Here is a 20499-nt window from a genome sequence, read left to right as displayed (position 1 = left end):
GTTGCGGCTCGCGCGGTCGGGGGAGCGGAGCGGAGGAGGCAGCGTGAGCCAGATGTTCGTGCCGGCCGTCTTCATGCGCGGCGGCACCAGCAAGGGCCTCTTCTTCCACGAGCGTGACCTCCCGGCCGACCCGGCGGCGCGCGACGCGCTGCTGCTCGGCGCGCTGGGCAGCCCCGACCCGTACGGGCGCCAACTGGACGGCATGGGTGGGGGGATCTCCTCGCTCTCCAAGGCGGCCGTCATCGGCCCGCCGACCCGCGCCGACGCCGACATCGACTACACCTTCGCCCAGGTGGCGGTCGACGCGCCGGTGGTCGACTACGGGGCGAACTGCGGCAACCTGTCCTCGGCGGTGGGGCCGTTCGCCGTCGACGAGGGCCTGTGCCCGAGGCCGGACGGCGAGGCGCTCGTACGCATCCACAACACCAACACCGGCAAGATCATCCACGCCCGGTTCCCGGTACGGCACGGGCGTGCCGTGGTGCGGGGCGACCTGGTGGTGCCGGGGGTGGCGGGCACGGGAGCCCCGGTGCGGCTGGACTTCCTCGACCCGGCCGGTTCGCGTACCGCCGGGCTGCTGCCGACCGGGCGTCCGGTCGACGAACTGCGCGTCGGCGCCGACGTGATCCGCGCGTCGCTGGTCGACGCGGCCAACCCGGTCGTCATCGTCGCGGCCCGGGACGTCGGCCTGCGGGGTGTCGAGCAACCGCAGGAGCTCGACGACGACACCGGGGCCATGGCGCTGCTCGACCGGATCCGCCGGGCAGGCGGTGTGCTCATGGGGCTCGGCGCGACGCCGGAGGCCGTGCCGCTGGCCAACCCGAAGGTGGCGGTCATATCGCCGCCGGACGCGTTCCGGACGCTCGCCGGCGAACGGATCGAGCCGGCGGCCCACGACCTCGGCGTGCGGATGCTGTCGATGGAGCGCACGCATCGGGCGGTGACGGTCACCGGAGCGCTGTGCCTGGCCGTGGCCGCCCGCGTGCCGGGCACCCTGCCGTGGACGATCGCCGGCGGTGTGACCGGGCCGCTGCGGCTGGCCAACCCGTCCGGGGTCGTCGTGGCCGACGCGGTGATGGAGCAACGCGACGGTGCGGTGCACCCGGTCAGCGCGGCGCTGCTGCGCACGGCCCGCCGGCTGATGCACGGACACGTCGCCGTGCCGTCACCGCAGGAGCGGTACCGCGCGTAGGCTCGCAGCGTCACGACTCCCCGGGGTGCGCCGAGCGTGCTTCGGTATACGCCGCCATGATGTGTCTCCGCATCCGCGCCTCGGCGGCGTCGGCGTCGCGGGCGCGGAGCGCCTCCAGGATCGCCTGGTGCTCGGCATAGGCCTCATGCCGGCGGGGCTCGATGGAGGCGGTGATCGTCTGGTACCGGTTGAGGTGGCTGTGGAGTTGGCGGAGCAACTGCTCGCAGCGACGGTTGTCGGAGGCCACGAGCAGCAGGGTGTGGAACTGCTGACCGAGCCGGAGCATTTCGCCCGGATAGTCGAGCAGCCGGCTCATCTGATCGATGATCGCGTCGAGCGCGGCGAGGTGCTCCTCGGTCAGCCGCGGGCAGGCCTCCCGCGCCACGACGCCTTCCAGCGCGGCACGCACCACGTACAGCTCGCGCATGTCCTGCGGATCCAGCGGTGCGACCACCATGCCACCGGTGGGAAGCTGGTTGACCAGTCCCTCGGAGAGCAGCATGCGCAGGGCCTCCCGCAGCGGCGTGCGGCTCACCGAGAGCGAGGCGGCAAGCTCGATCTCGTTGAGCCGCACGCCGGGCGCGAGCGCCTGGCTCATGATCCGGTCCCGGAGGGTGTCGTAGACGACGGTCGCCCCCGACACCCGTCCCCCGGATCGCGCGTCCAATACCATTTCCTCCGGACCGCCACCTGCGGCCGCGCACCGCTGGCCGAGGCCCCGGACGTCCGTCCGGGTCGGCATACAAGTCTACATGTACGCTCCCGGTTCAGACGCTCGGTGAGAACGGCGGGCCCTCATGCGTCGGCCGGGTCGGCCTTGACCGCGAGCACCGGGCACGGCGCGTCGAGCAGGATCTGCTGTGCGGTGCTGCCCATGATGAGCTTGCCGACCGGTGTGCGGTGCCGCAGGCCGATGACGATGAGGGGCGCGCCCGTGGCCTCCGCCGCCTTGATCACCTCTTCGGCCGAGTCCAGCCCGCGCACGACCTGGCGCACTTCGAAGGGCACGCCCGTGCCGGCGAGTTCGGCGCGGACCCGGTCCAGCTCCTCCGTCAGCGCGAAACGGGGGTCGGCGTACGCGTCGCCCCGGGAGGCGTTGATGACCAGGATGGTCTCGCCGCGCAGCGTCGCCTCGGCGATCCCGTGCCGCAGGGCGGCCCTGCCCTCCGGGCTGGGTACGTAGCCGACGATGATCGTCACGAGTCCTCCCTCGCGTTGTGGTGGTCTTCCCGTTCGGCCGTGGCGGTGTGGTCCGGGGCGCCCGCCGACCGGCGCAACGCCGCACCGGTCTCCGTCGCCGGTTCCTCCGCCGTGGCCGGGTCGGATCCGGTGACTGGTACCGGCCGGTTCCGCCGCCGGATGACGAAACGGTTGATCAGCGGCCACAGGATCAGCAGCCCGACGATCCCGTAGACCGTGACGGCGAACGTGGTGTTGAACAGCCCGCTGATCTCGCCGTCGCTGATCTGCAGCGCGCGGCGCATCTGCACCTCGGCGCGTGGCCCGAGGATGACACCGATGATCGCCGGCATCACCGGCAACCCGAAGCGACGCATCGCGAAGCCGATAACGCCGATGACGAACAGCACCATCAGGTCGAAGGTGGACGCGTTCACCGCGTAGGCGCCGAGGCTGGCGAAGAAGAGGATGCCCGCGTACAGGTACGGCCGCGGGATGCGCAGCAGCCTGGCCCACATCGGCGCCAGCGGCAGGTTGAGCACCAGCAGCATGGCGTTGCCGATCAGGAGGCTGGCGAGCAGCCCCCAGACCAGTTCCGGTTCGTTCGACAGCAACAGCGGACCGGGCTGGATGCCGTACTGCTGGAAGGCCGCCAGCAGCACGGCCGCCGTCGCGGTGGTCGGCAGGCCGAGGGTGAGCAGGGGCACCAGCCCGCCGGCGGCCGAGGCGTTGTTGGTCGCCTCCGGCCCGGCCACGCCCTCGATGGCGCCGTGGCCGAACTCCTCCGGGCGCTTCGAGAACCGCTTCTCCGTCACGTACGACAGGAAGGTCGGCAGCTCCGCGCCGCCGGCCGGCACCGCGCCGAACGGGAAGCCGATCGCGGTGCCCCGCAGCCACGGCTTCCAGGACCGTGCCCAGTCCTCGCGCCCCATCCTGGCCCGACCGGTGTGAATGATCCCGGCCGTGCCATGGCGCAGGTGCGCGGCCACCCACAGGGCCTCACCGACGGCGAAGAGCCCGACCGCGACGACGATCACGTCGATGCCGTCGGCCAACTGCGGTATGTCGTAGGTGAGCCGTTGCTGGCCGCTCACCTGGTCGATGCCGATCAGGCCAATGGTGAGGCCGAGCAGCAACGAGGCGAGGCCGCGGACCCGCGAGGACCCGAGCACCGAGGTCACCGCCAAGAAGGCGAGGACCATGATCGCGAACATGTCGGGCGCGCCCAGTTGCACGGCCAGGCGCACGACGGTCGGGGCGAGCAGCGCCACCAGCAGCGTGCCGATCGTTCCGGCGATGAACGACCCGATCGCCGCGGTCGCCAGCGCCTGGGCCGCGCGGCCCCGCTTGGCCATCTTGTTGCCCTCGATGGCGGTCATCACCGACGCGCTCTCGCCGGGCGTGTTGAGCAGGATGGAGGTGGTGGATCCGCCGTACATGCCGCCGTAGTAGATGCCGGCGAACATGATGAACGCGGCCACCGGATCGTCGATGCCGTAGGTGATCGGCAACAGCAGCGCGATCGCCATCGCCGGGCCGATGCCGGGCAGCACGCCGATCGCGGTGCCCAGCAGCACGCCGATGAACGCGTAGAGCAGGTTGGCGGGCGTCAGCGCGGTGCTGAAACCGCCGATGAGGTCGCTCAGCCCGCCCATTCAGAGGATTCCCTTCAAGATGCCGACCGGCAGCCCGATGCCGAGCCCGACGGCGAACAGGTACCAGGTACCGACCGACAGGGCGACGGCGATGATCGCGTCGCGGATGTAGTGCCGGCTGCCGAGCGCGTACGCGCAGCCGTAGAACAGCACGGCGCCGGAGATTGGCCAGCCGGCCCGCTCGATGAGGGCGATGTTGGCCATGAACGAGGCCGCGAGCAGGAGCATGGCCCGCCGGTCGGTGCCCTGCGACAGGTCGACGTCCTCGCCGACGTCCGGCTCACCCCGCCCGCCGCGCATGACGTCCCACGCCAGCAGGACCGCGTTGGTCACGAGCAGGATGCCGATGACCGTCGGTATGGCCTTGGGCCCGACCGGTCCCTGCACACCCAGCCCCGACCGGATCCGGGCCGCGTCGATGAGCATGAGAATGCCCAGGACGAGGAGGAACAGGGCCACACCGATCTCGGAGCGGCCCTGCCCCCAGCGAATAGTCCGCGTGATCACGCCAGGCCCAACTCGCCCAACACCCCGGCGACCCGGTCGTTCTCGCTCTTCAGGAACGTTGCGAAAGCGTCACCGGCGACGAACGCGTCGGTCCAGCCCTTCGCGGCCAAGGCGTCCTTCCACTGCTTCGAGTCGTGCATCTTGGTGACCAGGTCGACCAGTTGCTTCTTCTTCTCGTCGGAGATCCCGGGCGGAGCCACGAGCCCGCGCCAGTTGGTGAAGACCAGGTCCACGCCCTGCTCCTTGAGGGTCGGCGCGTCGACGCCCGCGACCCGCGCGGCGGTGGTCACCGCGAGGATCCGCACCTCGCCGGCCTTGGCCTGCTCGGCGACCTCACCGATGCCGGTGGCACCGAAGGCGATCTTGTTGCCGAGGATGCCGGCGAGCAGTTCGCCGCCGCCGTCGTAGCTGACGTAGTTCACGTCCTTCGGCGCGACGCCGACGGCCTTGGCCAGCAGCATCGGCGTGAGGTGGTCCGGGCCGCCCTTGTTCGAGGCGCCGCCGACCGGCACCTTGTGCGGGTCCGCCTTCCACGCCGTCAGCAGGTCCTGCAGGGTCTTGTACGGCGAGTTCTTCGGCACCACGATCGCCTCGGACTCCTCGATCAGCTTGGCGATCGGGGTCGTCTCCTGCAGCGTGGCCTTCGACTTGTTGGTGTAGACGGCGCCGACGACGCCCAGGCCCATCTGCATGATCATGTCGCCGTTGCCCTTTTCGTTCACCAGGCGCTGCAACCCGACCGTTCCGCCGGCCCCGGCGAGGTTGAACACTTCGATGCTGCGGGCGAGGTTGGCGTCCTCCATGGCCTTCGACGCGGTGCGGGCGGTCGTGTCGTAGCCACTGCCGGGGCTGTTCGGCACCATGATTCGCAGCCCGGTGACCGGTCCGCTGTCAGCGCTGCCGCCGGTCTTGTCGTCGGCGCTCGCGCCGCATCCGGTGATCGAAAGTCCCAGGCTCAGAACTGCCACTGCTGCTATGGCGCGAAGCCGTGGTCGCATGCGCATATGTTTCCTTCCGGGGTCAGGGGTGTGTCGTTGGAATGACGGTGCGATGATGCGAGGGCCATATGACCGCTGTCACGTTTGCGAGCGCAAAGAAAATATTGGCCTTTGTGCTCACGACACCGCGGAGGAGGTAGCAAACGTGCGGCCCAGGATCTCACTCGCCGGCCAACTGCTCGCCCTGCAGCTCGGCATCGTCTGTATGGTGCTGATCGGCGTGGCGGCCGTCTCGCTGGCACAATCCAAGGCGGACTTCTCCCGGACGGAGGGGCGCACCGCCCGATCGGTGGCCGAAGCGATGGCGGCCTCGACCAGCCTGCGCGAAGCATTGGAGAACCAGCGCTTGTTAGGCCGGGGTGAACTCGATTACCGTACGACCGCCGACCAGACGGTGTACATCCGTACGGTCGCCGAGAACACCCGCAGCGTCTCCGGGTCCACGTCGGTGATCGTGGTCGGCTCCGACGGCATCGTCATCGCGTCCCCGGACCCGGATCAGCTCGCCAAGCCGCTCGACCTGCCGGAGAGCTCACTCGTCTCGCGCCGCGGCTGGGTCGGCGAGGCGGAGCACGACGGCGAGAAGTTCGTCGCGGCCCAGGTGCCGGTGCTCAGCGACAACCCGCAGAGCCTCGGCGAGGTGGTCGGAGTGGTGGTGGTCAGCCGGCGGCAGCCGTCCCTGCTCGACGATCTTCGATCGGCGATGCCGAACCTGTTGACCTATCTCGGCATCGCGAGCGCGCTCGGCGTGCTCGGCTCCCTGCTGGTCGCCCGGCGGGTCAAGCGCCAGACCCTCGGACTGGAGCCGATCGAGATCACCGGTCTCGTGGAGCACCGCGACGCGCTGCTCCACGGCATCAAGGAAGGCGTGATCGCGCTGGACCGGCAACAGACGGTGACACTCATCAACGACGAGGCGATCTCGCTGCTGGACCTCTCCCCGGATGCTGTCGGACGCACGCTGCGTGAGCTGAAACTCGGCGTTCCGTTGCTGGACGTGCTGTCCGGCAAGACCGGCGGGTCCGACCTGGCCGTGCCGGTCGGCGACCGGGTCCTGATCCTCAACCGGATGCCGGTCACCAGCCGGGGCCGCCCGCTCGGCTCGGTGACCACGCTGCGTGATCGGACCGAGCTGATCACACTGCAACACAAGCTGGACGCGGTCCAGCAGGCCACCGACGCCCTGCGCGCGCAGGCCCACGAGTTCAGCAACCGGCTGCACACCATCTCCGGCCTCGTGGAACTCGGCGAGTACGGGGAGGTGACCGGGTACATCCACCGCATCACCGCGCGCCACGCCGAGCTGACCGGGAGCGTCACCTCCCGCATCGCCGACCCGGCCGTCGCCGCGCTGCTCGTGGCGAAGGGCAGCGTCGCGGCGGAGCAGGGCATCGAGTTACGGATAGCGCCCACGTCGAGCCTGGGACACATCGATGAACGGTTATCGGCAGATGTTGCGACGGTGGTCGGCAACCTGGTGGACAACGCCCTGGACGCCCTCGGTGCCGGCATGCCCGGCTGGGCGGAGGTTGAGGTGCGTGAGGCAGACGAGGAGGTTGTGGTGACGGTCCGTGACTGCGGACCGGGCGTGTCCCCGGAACTCGCCGAAGACGTTTTCGAGCGTGGGTTCTCCACCAAAGCTGGTGACCCCGGCCGGCCACGGGGCATCGGCCTGGCTCTGGTACGCCTCGTCTGCCTGCGCCGCGACGGCGACGTGCGCGTCGCCAACGACGGCGGCGCCGTGTTCGTCGCCCGGCTGCCGAAGTACGCGGGTACCGCGTCATGATCCGGGTCCTGGTGGTGGACGACGACTTCATGGTGGCGCGGGTGCACAGCGGCTTCGTCGAGCGCACGCCGGAGTACGAGGTGGTGGGGACCGCGCACACCGGCGCCGAGGCGATCGAGTCGGTGGTGCGGCTGCGTCCGGACCTCGTCCTGCTCGACATCTACCTGCCCGACATGACCGGGTTGGAGGTCATTCAGCAACTGCGTGCTCACGCGGCGACGGGCGTGGACGTCATCGTGGTCAGCGCCGCCCGGGACGCGGAATCGGTCAAACAGGCGCTGCGCGGCGGGGTGGTCAGCTACCTGATCAAACCCTTCCGCTACCAGGACCTGCGGGAACGGCTCGAACAGTACGCGGAGTGGCATCGCAGCCTGGGCGACCTCACCGAGAGCCGGCGGGAGGAGGCGCGCCAGGAGGATATCGACCGGTTCTTCGCCCGTCGGACCGGCGGTGCGGCACCGAGCGGGATGCCGAAAGGCATCACCGCGGAAACCATCGAACTGGTTCGCAACGCGCTGCGCAGCGCCGGTGGCAACGGGCTCTCCGCCGCCGAGTGCGCCGAATCGATCGGCATCTCCCGGGCCAGCGCGCGCCGCTACCTGCAGCACCTGGCCACCACCGGCGCGGCGGAGGTTCGTTCCCGCTACGGCAGCACCGGACGGCCCGAGCGCCGCTTCCGTGCCATCGTCTGACGGTTGGCTCAGGGTCGCGGATCTCGGTGAGGGAAACGAGCTGCCCGGAGATGCTGACCACCGGGTCGATGCGCCCGAGGAAATCCCCGTCGGGCACCGGCATCCCGTCATCGAGGCACCTTGAAGCCACCTTCGGTACTGAGTACCGTACTGACGGAACTGAGTGCGGGTGTACGGCAAGACCGGAGAGGGTGGCGTCATGGAACGAGTCGGAGTGGTCGGATGCGGTCTGATGGGGGCCGGGATCGCGGAGGTGTGCTCCCGCGCGGGCCTGGATGTCGTGGTGGCCGAGTCCAATGAGGCGGCAGCGGCGGCCGGTCGCGCGCGCGTGGCGAAGTCGCTGGAGCGGGCCGAGGCCAAAGGCCGGATCGAGTCGGCATCGGAGGTGCTCGGCCGGCTCCGCGTCGCCGCCGAACTCGAGGCCCTCGCCGACCGCGACATCGTCGTCGAGGCGATCGTCGAGGACGAGGCGGCCAAGACCGACCTATTCCGCAAACTCGACAAGATCGTGGTCTCGCCCACCGCGATCTTCGCGTCGAACACGTCGTCCATCCCGATCATGAAGCTCGGCGTGGCCACCTCGCGGCCCCAGAACGTCATCGGCGTGCACTTCTTCAACCCCGTGCCTGTGCTACGTCTGGTCGAGCTGGTCCCCAGCCTCCTCACCTCGGCCGACACCACCGAACGGGCGCGGGCTCTCGTCGAGGGACGCCTGGGCAAGACGGCGATCGACTGCCAGGACCGCGCCGGGTTCGTGGTCAATGCCTTGCTGATCCCGTTTGTGCTCTCGGCGATCCGGATGCTGGAGTCCGGCTTCGCGACGGCCAAGGACATCGACCAGGGACTGGTGCTGGGCGCGGCGCACCCCCAAGGCCCCCTCGCGCTCGCGGACCTGATCGGACTGGACACCACCAAGGCGGTCGCCGACTCGCTCTATGACGAGTTCAAGGAGCCTCTCTACGCCGCCCCGCCGCTGCTCGCCCGCATGGTCGACGCGGGACTGCTGGGCCGCAAGAGCGGCCGCGGCTTCTACACCTACGACTGACCCGCGGCGACAGCGCCCGCCCGGCCCGGGGCTGCGCAGCGCGGGCATGAGCAGCCACATCCCGCGGATGGGGACCAGTGAGTCGAGCGCGACCCGACCCGACGTCCACATTCGGGTGAACCCGGCTGCTTCGGCTACCTGCGATTGGAGTCTTGCCATACATTGACGGACGTGGTTCTGCTCGGATTCCCATTCGTCGATACGTGAGGAGCAAGCCATGTTCGCGTACACCTCCGTCGCCAGGCGCGCGTTCGCCGCCGCGACGACCACGCTGCTTGCGGCGCTCTTCGGCGTGGCCTCCGCCGGCACGTCGGCGGCCGCCCGACCAGCCGTTCCAGAGGGCAGCTTGTACGAAACCGTGTCCGCCGCGATCCTGCGACGGGTGCACGTGAGCCACGCGCAGGCAACCGCCGCCGGGCGGCACTCGCGGGTGCGTGTCCAGCGCCAGGCCGGCGACTGGGCCTTCGGCAGTGCCGTGCTGACCGCACCCGCGCGACCCGACCAGTATCCGATCGGGCGGATGTTCCTCGCGCACCGCACCGGCAGCGGCTGGCAGGCGAGCCTCGACGGCACCACGGAGTTCACCGCGCTGGCCCGCCGAGCGCCGGCGACCATCGTTTCCGCGGGGGAGCGCCGGGTGCTGGGCCGGGCCACCGGCACGTTGCGGTCCACGGCCGACACCACGTACAACACCGGCCTGCGCCTGCCGTTCACGCTCGGCCAGTCCTGGAGGTACACCGGCGGGCCGCACGGCTGGAGCGGCACCGACACCCCGTACAGCTCGATCGACCTCAACGGTGGTGACTATCGTGTGCTGGCCGCCGGCGGCGGCAACGCGTATCTGATGTGCGACGGGAGCGGCTCGGGACAGTACGGCGGCTGGGTGCGTGTCTACCACGGCAGCGGCTACACCACCGACTACTACCACCTGTGGTCGCCTGTCGACTACAACGGCGCGTCCGTCACCGAAGGAACCTTCCTCGGCAACACCGGCACCGACGTGTCCTGCGGCGGCAACGCCCTCTATCGGCACGTCCACTGGGCCATCCTCAAGGGCGAAGCCCACACCTCGTGGGTCACGCGATCCGCCGGCGGGTGGGTGTTCCTCAACGGGTCGGAGCCGTATGCCGGCTCCGCGCTGCACGGCAGCAAGGTGGTGAACGCCGGCAATCAGCCCGCGGACGTCGGTGGCCTGCTGTACAACTACGGCGCGCTCGATTTCGACCAGGGCATCGTCGACGCCAACGACGACACGAGCATCAACAAGCGCTCAGGACCCGGCACCGGCTACCCGATCGTCGGGTCCGTCGCCGACGGCACCACAGTCACCATCTCCTGCTGGCGCAACGGCACCAGCCTCACCGGCCGCTGGGGCGCCAGCGCGGTCTGGGACAAGCTGACCGACGGCACCTGGGTCAGCGACGCGTTCGTCTACACCGGAATGAGCACGGTCGGGCCGAACTGCTGAAGTCGAGTGGCCGGAGGGAGCCCACCCTCCGGCCACTCGCATGCCGTCTCGCGGTGCCCGCTGGCCGCGCTACAGCGGGATGTCACCGTAATGCGACCGCATGGCCCGCAGCGCCGCGGCGGGGCGGTGAGCACCGTGACCGCCGCCGCCGGCGAGAGGGCGGCGATCCGTGGACCGTCCGAAGTGGACCCCGAATCGCATCGGTGAGAGCCGTCGCCGGCCCGCGGCCGTCCTCGCCGCGCGCGGCGTGGTGGAGCAGCAGCGCGGCGAGGTGGTGGCCACCGCCCCGGTCGCCGGAGATCTGCCCGGGCGAGGGGAACCGGGAGCGTCGTCGCCGAGGGGTGCCGGCCGACGTGCGATCCGGCGCCGTCCCGCTCGATCTCATGATCATGGGAAAGATGCGGCTGCCCCGACAGCCGCATCTTTCCCATGATCATGGAGCTGCCCGGCCCGGAGCCCGGCGCCCGCCCCCGAAACGGTCGTCTACCGCGTCATGCGGTACCAGCGCACCGGGCGACGGCCGCGCCGTCCTGGTGGGCGTCGGAAACCCGGGTGAGCCGGTGGCGGTGGTCATCACCGAGTGCACCTACCTGGACGACGCCGAAATCGACCGGGCCCGCCGCGTCGGGCACGCGGTCCGGGACGTCGTGCGGTTCTTCCGCGAGCGGGAGGCGCTGGACAACGTGGTGCTGCGGGCCACCGAAGAGAGTCACCTGCCCGAGCGGCACCCCCGCAGCCGGCCGGGAATCCGGCAGCGGCCGGACCATCTGTAACCGTAAATAATTGACGACGCAAGAATGCGGGCGTTCCGCCGGGGCGGCGTATGACTCGCGTCACCCGGTTTTTGTCAACAATGAGTCGTATCGGAAGCTGTGCCGGTCAACGCGATCAGAATCAGGGTCGGTTCAGGGTGGCACTTTCGGGAGCGCCCTGCAACATCGGCTAAACTCATAGTTTGTCGTCAACGTCACATTCACGGGGGTGGCGGATGGAAGGCAAAACTCGGGCGAAGACAGCCGCCGCGTGAATGACGCGAAGGTCACGAGGATCGTCCTCGCCGGCGATCCCCGGCTCCTGCGCGAGTCCCTGCGGCACGTGTTGGACTGTGAGCCGGACTTCGAGGTGGTCGGCGAGGCGGACGCGGGCTTGTCGGTCGTGCGGGCCGTGGTCGAGTCGCAGCCCGACGTGCTGCTGCTGGACATCTCGATGGCCGACGGCGACCCGCAGGAGCTGCTGCGCGAGCTGCTGGCCAACCGGCCCGAGCTCGGCGTCATCGTGCTGACCAACCACAGCGAGCAGCGGCTCATGGAGCGCCTGCTGGAGCTCGGTGTGCGGGCCTATCTGCACAAGAACATCAGCCCGGGCACGCTCAAGTCGACCATTCGGGACCTGGTCGGCACCTCGCGGCGGACGGTGATGATCACACTGCCCCGGCCGAAGCCGTTGCCGGTGAAGGTGCCGCCGGACCCGAGGGAGCCGCCGGAGCCGTTCGCCGGTGCCGGGCTGTCGGAGCGGGAGCTCGAGGTGCTCACCTTCGTGGCGGACGCCCTGACCAACCGGCAGATCGCCTCCCGCATGGACATCGCCGAGGGCACGGTCAAGCGCCACCTGCGCAACGTCTTCCACAAGCTGGGCGCGTCCTCGCGCATCGACGCGGTCAACAAGGCGCTCGACGCCCGGCTGATCCAGCCGCCGTGGGTCTAGACAACCGGGTCGGTGATGTCGTGGTTCCGCGCCGTGCGGCGCGGGCGAGCGGCGCCGCGCCACCGCGGCCGCGGATGCCAGGGCGGGCCTCCGCCTGGCGGGCGCGGCCGGCGCCACGAGCCCCGGCGGCCGGGGTTTCGGCGCCCGGGCGGCGACCGCCCGGGGCGCGGGCCTTGGTGTCGGACCGGCGCATGCGGTGCTCGGCCGGGACCGCCCGCACCGACACGAGCAGTCGCGGCCGTCCGGACCTGCCCGGGTGGGTAGGGCGCCGTGCGGTCCAGCCGCGGCCACCGCCGGCATCACACCACACGGGTACGACAAAACCGGCCCGCGACGACCCGGCCGACGTTAGTGGACACCGCGCCGGCGGCTCTGGCGGTTGAGCGGGCAACAATTTTCCGGGCGGTTTCCATTACCGCTCGATTAATTGCGGAGCAAGCGTTTTGCCATTGATGAGCTTCCGCGAACGCCGTACCTCCAAAGGGGTATCATCCTACCCCCCTCGGCGTCGCCGGTTACTCCCTAGGAAACGTCGATCAACCTTGGGCACGGGGGAACGCCGCAATACAGTTCGACCCCGTAGTCACACGAGTACGGCAACACTGAGCGGGGGACACATGATCAGGATCAACATGCTCGGGCACCTGGAGGTCATCGGAAACGGCCGCGATCTCGCGCCGTCGGCCCCGAGGGTCAAATCGGTGCTCGCCTTACTGGCGCTGAACGCCAACCGCGTCGTCAGCACCGACACCCTGTCCGAGGAGCTGTGGGCGGACCGGCCACCGCGGAGCGCGGCCACGACCCTGCAGACCTACGTCTATCACCTCCGCAGGACGTTCGGCGGCGTCACTGGCGGGGGCGTCTTCGGCTGTGACATCGTCACCCGCTCGCCCGGCTACATGCTGCGTGTCACCGACGGGCGGGTCGACGCCGAAATGTTCCTCGAAGTGGCCGCCGACGGGCGCCGGCTGTGGCGGGAGGACCGCGTCGACGAGGCCGCCGACCGGCTGCGGCAGGCACTCGCGCTGTGGCGAGGCCCGGCGCTGGCGGACGTGCGGACCGGCTCGCCGCTGACCATCCACGCGGCGCGGCTCAACGAGGTGCGGCTGCGCACCCTGCAGTTGCGCATCCAGGCCGACGCCCGGCTCGGGCGGCACCACGAGCTCATTCCCGAGCTGCGGTCGCTGGTCGCGGAGCACCGGCTCAACGAGTGGCTGCATGCGCAGCTCATCGAGGCGCTGCGGTCGGCGGGCCGTCGGGCCGAGGCCCTCCAGGCCTACCAGGACCTGCGCCGCGTGCTGCAGTCCGAGCTCGGCCTGGAGCCGACACCGGAGGTGCAGCGGCTGCAGACCGAGGTCCTCGGCGGCATGCGCACCAGCGGCGCGCCGCGCCTGCTCCGCGCTAGCTGAGCCAGTCTCCGGCGGGGCTCGAGCCGTGGTCAAGTCCCGCCGTTCAGACTGGGAAACGCCGACGGCCCAGGCTATTCATGGAGGTAATTCCCGTGTTGCAGCGTGTGGACGAGCTGAGCGACCTCAAGCGGCGCGTGGTGGCGGGCCCCGATCCGGAGGCCACGCGGCGCCAGCACGCCCGGGGCAAGCTGACCGTTCGCGAGCGCATCGACGCCCTCCTCGACGAGGGCTCCTTCCAGGAGATCGAGGGGCTGCGGCGGCATCGCGCCACCGGCTTCGGCCTGGAAGCCAAGCGGCCACACACCGACGGCGTCGTCACCGGCTGGGGCACCGTGCACGGGCGCAGCGTCTTCGTGTACGCCCACGACTTCCGCATCTTCGGCGGCGCGCTGGGCGAGGCGCACGCGCAGAAGATCCACAAGGTGATGGACCTCGCGATCGCCACCGGCGCCCCGCTGGTGAGCCTCAACGACGGTGCCGGCGCCCGCATCCAGGAGGGCGTCACGGCGCTGTCCGGCTACGGCGGCATCTTCCAGCGCAACACCCGCGCGTCCGGGGTCATCCCGCAGATCAGCGTGATGCTCGGCCCGTGCGCCGGCGGGGCGGCCTACAGCCCGGCATTGACCGACTTCGTCTTCATGGTCCGCGGCACGTCGCAGATGTTCATCACCGGGCCCGACGTCGTGCAGGCCGTCACCGGCGAGCGGGTCAGCCACGACGCCCTCGGCGGCGCCGACGTGCACGCGGAGCGGTCCGGCGTGGCCCACTTCGTCTACGACGACGAGGCGACCTGCCTGGAGGAGGTCCGCTACCTGCTGTCGATGCTGCCGCAGAACAACCGCGAGCAGCCCCCGGCGATGCTCGGCGCGGACCCCGCCGACCGGCGCGGCGAGGCGCTCTACGACCTGGTGCCGAGCGACGGCAACCGGCCGTACGACATGCGGGCCGTCATCGAGGAGATCGTCGACGACGGGGCGCATCTCGAGGTGCACGAGCGCTGGGCCGGCAATGTCATCTGCACCCTGGCCCGGCTCGGCGGGCGCGTGGTCGGCATCGTCGCCAACCAGCCGCAGTCGCTGGCCGGCGTGCTCGACATCGCCGGTGCCGAGAAGGCGGCCGGCTTCGTGCAGACCTGCGACGCGTTCAACCTCCCCATCGTCACGCTCCTGGACGTGCCGGGATTCCTGCCCGGCGTGGCGCAGGAGCACGGCGGCATCATCCGGCACGGGGCGAAGCTGCTGTACGCGTACTGCAACGCCACCGTCCCGCGGATCTCGGTGGTGCTGCGCAAGGCGTACGGTGGGGCGTACATCGTCATGGACTCGCGCTCCATCGGCGCGGACCTGTCCCTGGCTTGGCCGACCAACGAGATAGCCGTCATGGGCGCCGACGGCGCCGCGAACGTCATCTTCCGGCGCGAGATCGCGGCCGCCGACGATCCGGACGCCACGCGCATGCAATTGACGAAGGAGTACCGCACGAACCTCATGCACCCCTACCACGCGGCCGAGCGCGGGCTCGTCGACGACGTGATCGACCCGGCCGAGACACGGCCCGTGCTCATCCGCAGCCTGGCCATGCTGACGACCAAGCACGCCGACCTGCCGATGCGCAAGCACGGCAACCCGCCACAGTGAACGCGCCGCCGTTCCTCCGTGTTGAGCGTGGGCGCCTTTCCGCCGACGAGACGGCGGCGCTGGCCGTCGCGCTCCTGGCGGTGCTCGGCCGGACCGGCAGCCCGCCGGCGCCGCGGCCGCATCCGGCCCATTGGCGCCGGCTTGAGCGCAGCGTCGCGTTCCGGCCCGGCCATAGCTGGCAGCTTTCCCGGTAGGCAGGAGGAGCCGAAAATGCGGAAGGTCCTGATCGCGAATCGTGGTGAGATCGCGGTCCGGGTGGCCCGCGCGTGCCGGGACGCCGGGCTCGCCAGCGTCGCCGTGTACGCCGAGCCGGACCGCGACGCGTTGCACGTGCGCACCGCCGACGAGGCCTACGCGCTCGGCGGCGCCACACCCGGCGAGTCCTATCTGGACGCCGGCAAGCTGCTGGCCGCGGCACATGCGGCCGGCGCGGACGCGGTGCACCCCGGATACGGGTTCCTGTCCGAGAACGCCGACTTCGCCGAGGCGGTGCTCGACGCCGGCTTGACCTGGATCGGCCCGCCGCCGGCGGCGATCCGCGCGCTCGGCGACAAGGTGACCGCGCGGCATATCGCCCAGCGCGTCGGGGCCCCGCTCGCCGCAGGCACCCCGGACCCGGTCACGAACGCCGCGGAGATCGTCGCGTTCGCGCAGCGGCACGGCCTGCCGGTCGCCATCAAGGCGGCGTTCGGCGGCGGCGGGCGCGGCCTGAAGGTCGCCCGCACCCTGGCGGAGATCCCGGAGCTGTTCGAGTCCGCGGTCCGCGAGGCGGTGGCCGCGTTCGGGCGCGGCGAGTGCTTCGCCGAGCGGTACCTCGACCGTCCCCGGCACGTGGAGACGCAGTGCCTCGCCGACCGCCACGGCAACGTCGTGGTGGTGTCCACAAGGGACTGCTCGCTGCAACGGCGCCACCAGAAGCTCGTCGAGGAGGCGCCGGCGCCGTTCCTGACCCCGGCCCAGCTCGACGAGCTCGCCCGGGCCTCCAAGGCGATCCTCGCCGAGGCCGGCTACGTCGGCGCCGGCACGTGCGAGTTCCTCGTCGGCCGCGACGGCACGATCTCCTTCCTCGAGGTGAACACCCGCTTGCAGGTCGAGCACCCGGTCACCGAGGAGGTCACCGGCATCGATCTCGTCCGCGAGATGTTCCGCGTCGCCGACGGCGAGACGCTCGGCTACGACGACCCGCCGGTGCGCGGCCACGCCATCGAGTTCCGGATCAACGGCGAGGACCCCGGCCGCGGCTTCCTGCCGGCCCCAGGCACGCTGACCGTGTGGCGGCCACCGTCCGGACCGGGCGTGCGGCTCGACTCGGGCGTCGAGGCGGGCACGCGGATCGGGCAGAACTTCGACTCGCTGCTGGCCAAGCTCATCGTGACCGGCGCGACCCGGGAACAGGCGCTGCAACGAGCGCGCCGGGCACTGCGCGAGTTCGAGGTCGACGGCATGGCCACGGCGCTGCCGTTCTACCGGGCGGTGGTGGACGACCCGGCGTTCGCGCCGTCGGGCGGGGCGGCGTTCGCGGTCCACACGCGCTGGATCGAGACCGAGTTCGACAACACGCTGCCGCCGTACCCTGCCGCCGCCCCCGACGCCGAAGAACCCGCGGAGCGGCAGCGGCTGGTCGTCGAGGTCGACGGCAAGCGGGTCGAGGTCTCGCTGCCGGGCACCATGCCGGTCGCCGCGGTGAACGGAGGACGCGGCGGCCACCCGGCCGCGCCACGGCGGCGCCCGAAGGGCCGCGGCGGACCGGTCGCGTCCAGCGACGCGCTCACCGCGCCGATGCAGGGCACGATCGTGAAGATCGCGGTGGCCGACGGCGGTACCGTCGAGGCGGGCGACCTGGTCGTCGTGATCGAGGCCATGAAGATGGAGCAGCCGATCACCGCCCACAAGGCCGGCACCGTCTCCGGCCTCGCCGTCGCGATCGGTGCGACCGTGGCCGGCGGCACCGCCCTCTGCGAGATCAAAGGCTGACGTCGAGCCACCGTCGAGGACCCGGTGTGACAGTGGTCGGCATGCGGGCATTCACCGGAACACCACGACTACAAGAGGTCGCCGACGGCGTCCACGCGTTCCTGCAACCCGACGGGGGCTGGTGCCTCAACAACGGCGGCGTGATCGTCGACGGCGGCTCGGCCGTGCTGGTCGACACCGCGGCCACCGAGGCGCGGGCCAGGCGCCTGCGCGACCTGGTCCGGGCTGTGGTGCCGGCCGCGCCCCGGATCGTCGTCAACACCCACGCTCACGGCGACCACACCTTCGGCAACTTCGTCTTCCCCGAGGCCGTCGTCGTCGGCGCCGAGCTGACCCGGGCCGAGGTGCTCGACGTCGGGCTGCATCTGACGAAGCTGTGGCCGGACGTGCAGTGGGGCGACATCGAGCTGGCCCCGCCGCAGATGACCTTCACCGGCAGGCTGACGCTGCACCTGGCCGACCGCGTCGCCGAGCTGCACACGTTCGGGCCGGCGCACACCGTCTGCGACACCGTAGTCTGGTTGCCGCGGGAGCGCGTGCTGTTCACCGGTGACCTCGTGATGTCGGGCGTGACGCCGCTCGTGCTGTCCGGCTCGGTCGGCGGGCTGCGCGACGCGGTCGCGGCGCTGCGGAGGTTCGGCGCCGAGACGATCGTGCCCGGGCACGGGGCGCCCGGCGGGCCGGAGCTGCTCGGCGCCACCGAGCGGTATCTGGATTTGGTGCTGGAGCTGGCCGAGGCCGGCCTGGCCGAGCGGCGCGCCCCGGTCGACGTCGCTCGCGGCGCGGACCTCGGCGAGTTCGCCGGGCTCGTCGACCGCGAGCGGCTCGTGCCCAACCTCTACCGGGCCTACGCGGAGCTGCGCGGCGGCCCTGAGCCCGCCGCCGGCGTCGACGAGATCTTCGGCGCGATGGTCGAGCTGCACGGCGGCCTGCCGGCCTGTCACGCCTGAGCCCGCGTCTGCGATCGAGCTTCCATTCGGCCTTGAGCGGGCCGCGAGCACGCGCCCGCAGACTGGGTCCGTCGCGAACAGCAGGAGGAATAATGACCGATCAGCGTACGCACGATGTCGTGATCCTCGGCGGCGGACTCGCGGGCCTCACGCTCGCGATCCAGCTCAAGCGCGCCCGTCCGGAGACCAGCGTCGTGGTCCTCGACAAGCGCGAGGGGCTGGCACCCGAGGCGGCGTTCAAGGTGGGCGAGTCGACGGTCCCGGCGGGCGCGCACTATTTCGCCGAGGTCCTCGGCATGAAGGAACACCTGGACAAGTTCCACCTGAAGAAGAACGGGCTGCGCTTCTTCCAGCCCGCCGGGGACAACGCCGACCTGACACGGCGCATCGAGCTCGGGCCGGCCGACTTCCCGGCGCACGACAACTATCAGATCGACCGCGGCCGCTTCGAGAACGAGCTCACCCGCCTCGCCCTGAGCCTCGGCACCGACCTGCGGCAGGGCTGTTCGGTGCGGGACGTGACGCTGCGGCCCGAGTCCAACCACCTGGTGTCCTTCAGCCAGGGCGGTACCGAGCGCACCGTGGAAGGCCGGTGGCTGGTCGACGCGGCCGGCCGCGCCCACGTGATCAGGCGCAAGCTCGGCCTCGGCCGCGACGTGTCGCACACCGTCAACGCCTCCTGGTTCCGCCTCACCGGCGGGATCGACCTGGAGCAGTGGGGCGCCGACAACCCCGCGTGGCTGGGCCGGATGCGCCGGGTCGGCATCCGCCAGTTCAGCACCAACCACCTCATGGGCGACGGCTACTGGGTCTGGCTGATTCCGCTCGGCTCCGACCACATCAGCGTTGGTATCTGCGCCGACCCGCGGATCAGCCCGTACGAGGAGATCAGCGACTTCGACCGGGTGCTCGACTGGCTGCGCCGGCACGAGCCGCAGCTCGCCGAGATCGTCGAGACCCGCGTCGACGACGTCGCGGACTTCCTGACGGTGCAGGACTTCGCCTTCGGTGTCGAGCGCGTGTACTCCCAGGACCGCTGGACCCTCGTCGGCGAGGCGGGCGCCTTCGCCGACGCGTTCTACTCGCCCGGCTCCGACATGATCGGCTACGGCAACAGCGTCACGACCGATCTCGTCGTGCGCGATCTCGCCGGCGAGGACGTCGCCGAGCGGCTCGAGTTCTACAACGACTTCCACCTCAAGACGTTCGCCTTCGTGCTGTCGAAGATCGAGGACCACTACCTCGCCTTCGGCAACCCCGTCGTGATGGTGCCGAAGCTGTGCTGGGACGCCATGCTCAACCATGTCGGCGTCGTGCTGCTGTTCGTCAAGAACCGGTTCCTGGACTACGAGTTCCTGCGGCGCGTCCGCCCCGACATCGAGCGGCTCTACGCCCTCAACGACCGGGTCCAGCAGATCTTCCGCGACTGGAACGTCCTGGAGCGGGTGGAGACGGAGGGCCCGGCCAACGCCTACGTCGCCGCCAAGGCGATCCGCGACAGCCACGGGCAGTTGGTCGTCGACTACAGCGACGACGAGCTGGCCGCGGCCATCGCGCGGAACGTGCGCGTCGCCGAGGCGCTCGCGGTCGGCATCTTCCACCGGGCCGCGCAGGGTCTCACGGAGCGGCCCGACCCGGCCGTGCCGGTGAACCCGTACGCGGTCGGCCTGCGCGCCGAGGACTGGACGGCCGACGGCCTCTTCACCGGCGACGTGCTGCTGACCCTGGAGCAGGCGGAGGAGATCTCCGAGGGCATGCAAGGACTGTTCGTCGACCGGCTGCTCACGGGTGCGGCATGAACGAGGCCAGTACCCTCGTCGACGCTCGCCTGCTGCGCAGCGTCTGCGGCCACTTCACGACCGGGGTCACGGTGGTCACCGGCGGCACGACCTCCTTCGTCGTCGGCGTGACCGTGAACTCCTTCACGTCGGTGTCGCTGGACCCGCCGCTGATCCTGGTCTGCATCCAGAAGGAGTCCAGCGAGCTGCCGGCACTGCGCCGCGCGGGCGCGTTCGCGGTCAACATCCTCGCCGCCGACCAGGAGGAGGTGTGCCGGATCTTCGCCAGCCGGCACACCCGCCGGGCCAACGCCGTCGACGTCCACGCCGGGATCACCGGCGTGCCGATCCTGAGCAAGGCGCTGGCGTACCTCGAGTGCCGTCTCCATCGCGAGGTGGACGGCGGCGACCACGCCATCCTCATCGGCGAGGTGGTCGCGCTCGACGTGCTGCGCGACGACCGCCCGCTCGCGTTCTTCCGCAGCGCCTTCCACCACCTGCCCAACGGCTCCTGAGAGGAGATTG

General features: G+C 70.8%; 19 protein-coding genes. 14 read left to right on the top strand and 5 right to left on the bottom strand.

Annotation, left to right across the window (positions count from 1 at the left end; genetic code table 11):
- Positions 1-52 precede the first annotated feature (52 nt).
- Positions 53-1192 carry a 2-methylaconitate cis-trans isomerase PrpF family protein gene (locus Drose_RS24670; RefSeq protein WP_260729801.1) on the top strand — a complete coding sequence of 380 codons (1140 nt, stop codon included), beginning with the start codon at positions 53-55 and terminating at the stop codon, positions 1190-1192.
- 10 nt (positions 1193-1202) lie between these two features.
- Here the strand turns inward: Drose_RS24670 and Drose_RS24665 are convergent, their stop codons facing one another.
- From Drose_RS24665 to Drose_RS24645, 5 genes are all read right to left on the bottom strand, one after another.
- Positions 1203-1859, bottom strand: coding sequence for a GntR family transcriptional regulator (locus Drose_RS24665; RefSeq protein ID WP_260723684.1), 657 nt, complete (start codon positions 1857-1859; stop codon positions 1203-1205).
- Positions 1860-1987: 128 nt separating this feature from the next.
- Positions 1988-2392 carry a universal stress protein gene (locus Drose_RS24660; RefSeq protein WP_260723683.1) on the bottom strand — a complete coding sequence of 135 codons (405 nt, stop codon included), beginning with the start codon at positions 2390-2392 and terminating at the stop codon, positions 1988-1990.
- Positions 2389-4026 (bottom strand): tripartite tricarboxylate transporter permease, encoded by a 1638-nt coding sequence (locus Drose_RS24655; RefSeq protein WP_260723682.1) that lies wholly within the window; start codon positions 4024-4026, stop codon positions 2389-2391. The genes Drose_RS24660 and Drose_RS24655 overlap by 4 nt, the downstream gene beginning before the upstream one ends.
- Positions 4027-4533: a tripartite tricarboxylate transporter TctB family protein gene (locus Drose_RS24650; RefSeq protein WP_260723681.1), complete on the bottom strand. Its 507-nt coding sequence runs from the start codon at positions 4531-4533 to the stop codon at positions 4027-4029.
- Positions 4530-5501, bottom strand: a complete 972-nt coding sequence (locus Drose_RS24645; RefSeq protein WP_260723680.1) for a Bug family tripartite tricarboxylate transporter substrate binding protein — start codon at positions 5499-5501, stop codon at positions 4530-4532. The genes Drose_RS24650 and Drose_RS24645 overlap by 4 nt, the downstream gene beginning before the upstream one ends.
- 175 nt (positions 5502-5676) lie before the next feature.
- Between Drose_RS24645 and Drose_RS24640 the strand changes: the two genes are divergently transcribed.
- The 13 genes from Drose_RS24640 to Drose_RS24580 all read left to right on the top strand — a co-directional run bounded on the left by Drose_RS24640 (position 5677) and on the right by Drose_RS24580 (position 20489).
- Positions 5677-7317, top strand: coding sequence for a sensor histidine kinase (locus tag Drose_RS24640; protein ID WP_260723679.1), 1641 nt, complete (start codon positions 5677-5679; stop codon positions 7315-7317).
- Positions 7314-8009, top strand: coding sequence for a response regulator (locus tag Drose_RS24635; protein ID WP_260723678.1), 696 nt, complete (start codon positions 7314-7316; stop codon positions 8007-8009). Before Drose_RS24640 ends, Drose_RS24635 begins: the two co-directional genes overlap by 4 nt.
- Before the next feature lie 199 nt (positions 8010-8208).
- Positions 8209-9054: a 3-hydroxybutyryl-CoA dehydrogenase gene (locus Drose_RS24630; protein WP_260723677.1), complete on the top strand. Its 846-nt coding sequence runs from the start codon at positions 8209-8211 to the stop codon at positions 9052-9054.
- 217 nt (positions 9055-9271) lie between these two features.
- Positions 9272-10522 (top strand): peptidoglycan DD-metalloendopeptidase family protein, encoded by a 1251-nt coding sequence (locus Drose_RS24625; protein WP_260723676.1) that lies wholly within the window; start codon positions 9272-9274, stop codon positions 10520-10522.
- A gap of 560 nt (positions 10523-11082) precedes the next feature.
- A complete protein-coding gene (locus tag Drose_RS24620; RefSeq protein WP_260723675.1) occupies positions 11083-11295 on the top strand; it encodes a hypothetical protein in 213 nt (70 codons plus the stop codon).
- Positions 11296-11545: 250 nt separating this feature from the next.
- The gene (locus Drose_RS24615; protein WP_260723674.1) at positions 11546-12226 is read left to right on the top strand and encodes a response regulator transcription factor; all 681 of its coding nucleotides are present in this window, start codon (positions 11546-11548) and stop codon (positions 12224-12226) included.
- Positions 12227-12843: 617 nt separating this feature from the next.
- Positions 12844-13635, top strand: a complete 792-nt coding sequence (locus Drose_RS24610; protein ID WP_260723673.1) for an AfsR/SARP family transcriptional regulator — start codon at positions 12844-12846, stop codon at positions 13633-13635.
- A 92-nt stretch (positions 13636-13727) separates the two neighbouring features.
- Positions 13728-15272 carry an acyl-CoA carboxylase subunit beta gene (locus Drose_RS24605; protein WP_260723672.1) on the top strand — a complete coding sequence of 515 codons (1545 nt, stop codon included), beginning with the start codon at positions 13728-13730 and terminating at the stop codon, positions 15270-15272.
- Positions 15269-15466 (top strand): acyl-CoA carboxylase epsilon subunit, encoded by a 198-nt coding sequence (locus Drose_RS24600; protein WP_260723671.1) that lies wholly within the window; start codon positions 15269-15271, stop codon positions 15464-15466. Before Drose_RS24605 ends, Drose_RS24600 begins: the two co-directional genes overlap by 4 nt.
- Before the next feature lie 16 nt (positions 15467-15482).
- On the top strand, positions 15483-17246 hold the full coding sequence (locus Drose_RS24595; protein ID WP_260723670.1) for an acetyl/propionyl/methylcrotonyl-CoA carboxylase subunit alpha: 1764 nt from the start codon (positions 15483-15485) through the stop codon (positions 17244-17246).
- A 41-nt stretch (positions 17247-17287) separates the two neighbouring features.
- A complete protein-coding gene (locus Drose_RS24590) occupies positions 17288-18196 on the top strand; it encodes an MBL fold metallo-hydrolase (RefSeq protein ID WP_260723669.1) in 909 nt (302 codons plus the stop codon).
- 92 nt (positions 18197-18288) lie between these two features.
- Positions 18289-19995, top strand: a complete 1707-nt coding sequence (locus Drose_RS24585) for an NAD(P)/FAD-dependent oxidoreductase (RefSeq protein WP_260723668.1) — start codon at positions 18289-18291, stop codon at positions 19993-19995.
- Complete coding sequence (locus Drose_RS24580) at positions 19992-20489, top strand: flavin reductase family protein (RefSeq protein WP_260723667.1); 498 nt, start codon at positions 19992-19994, stop codon at positions 20487-20489. The genes Drose_RS24585 and Drose_RS24580 overlap by 4 nt, the downstream gene beginning before the upstream one ends.
- The last annotated feature ends 10 nt before the right edge of the window (positions 20490-20499 follow it).

This window comes from Dactylosporangium roseum (assembly GCF_025264685.1).
Lineage (GTDB): Bacteria > Actinomycetota > Actinomycetes > Mycobacteriales > Micromonosporaceae > Dactylosporangium > Dactylosporangium roseum.
The sequence above is the reverse complement of the archived record's forward strand: the minus strand, read 5'-3'. Positions and strand labels throughout refer to the sequence as shown.

What these genes read in the sequence shown, in the direction of transcription:
- Drose_RS24670 (WP_260729801.1), top strand. Translation starts at nt 53, where the DNA reads ATGTTCGTGCCGGCCGTCTTCATGCGCGGCGGCACCAGCAAGGGCCTC.
- Drose_RS24655 (WP_260723682.1), bottom strand. Translation starts at nt 4,026, where the DNA reads ATGGGCGGGCTGAGCGACCTCATCGGCGGTTTCAGCACCGCGCTGACG.
- Drose_RS24635 (WP_260723678.1), top strand. Translation starts at nt 7,314, where the DNA reads ATGATCCGGGTCCTGGTGGTGGACGACGACTTCATGGTGGCGCGGGTG.
- Drose_RS24630 (WP_260723677.1), top strand. Translation starts at nt 8,209, where the DNA reads ATGGAACGAGTCGGAGTGGTCGGATGCGGTCTGATGGGGGCCGGGATC.
- Drose_RS24625 (WP_260723676.1), top strand. Translation starts at nt 9,272, where the DNA reads ATGTTCGCGTACACCTCCGTCGCCAGGCGCGCGTTCGCCGCCGCGACG.
- Drose_RS24610 (WP_260723673.1), top strand. Translation starts at nt 12,844, where the DNA reads ATGATCAGGATCAACATGCTCGGGCACCTGGAGGTCATCGGAAACGGC.
- Drose_RS24595 (WP_260723670.1), top strand. Translation starts at nt 15,483, where the DNA reads ATGCGGAAGGTCCTGATCGCGAATCGTGGTGAGATCGCGGTCCGGGTG.
- Drose_RS24590 (WP_260723669.1), top strand. Translation starts at nt 17,288, where the DNA reads ATGCGGGCATTCACCGGAACACCACGACTACAAGAGGTCGCCGACGGC.
- Drose_RS24585 (WP_260723668.1), top strand. Translation starts at nt 18,289, where the DNA reads ATGACCGATCAGCGTACGCACGATGTCGTGATCCTCGGCGGCGGACTC.
- Drose_RS24580 (WP_260723667.1), top strand. Translation starts at nt 19,992, where the DNA reads ATGAACGAGGCCAGTACCCTCGTCGACGCTCGCCTGCTGCGCAGCGTC.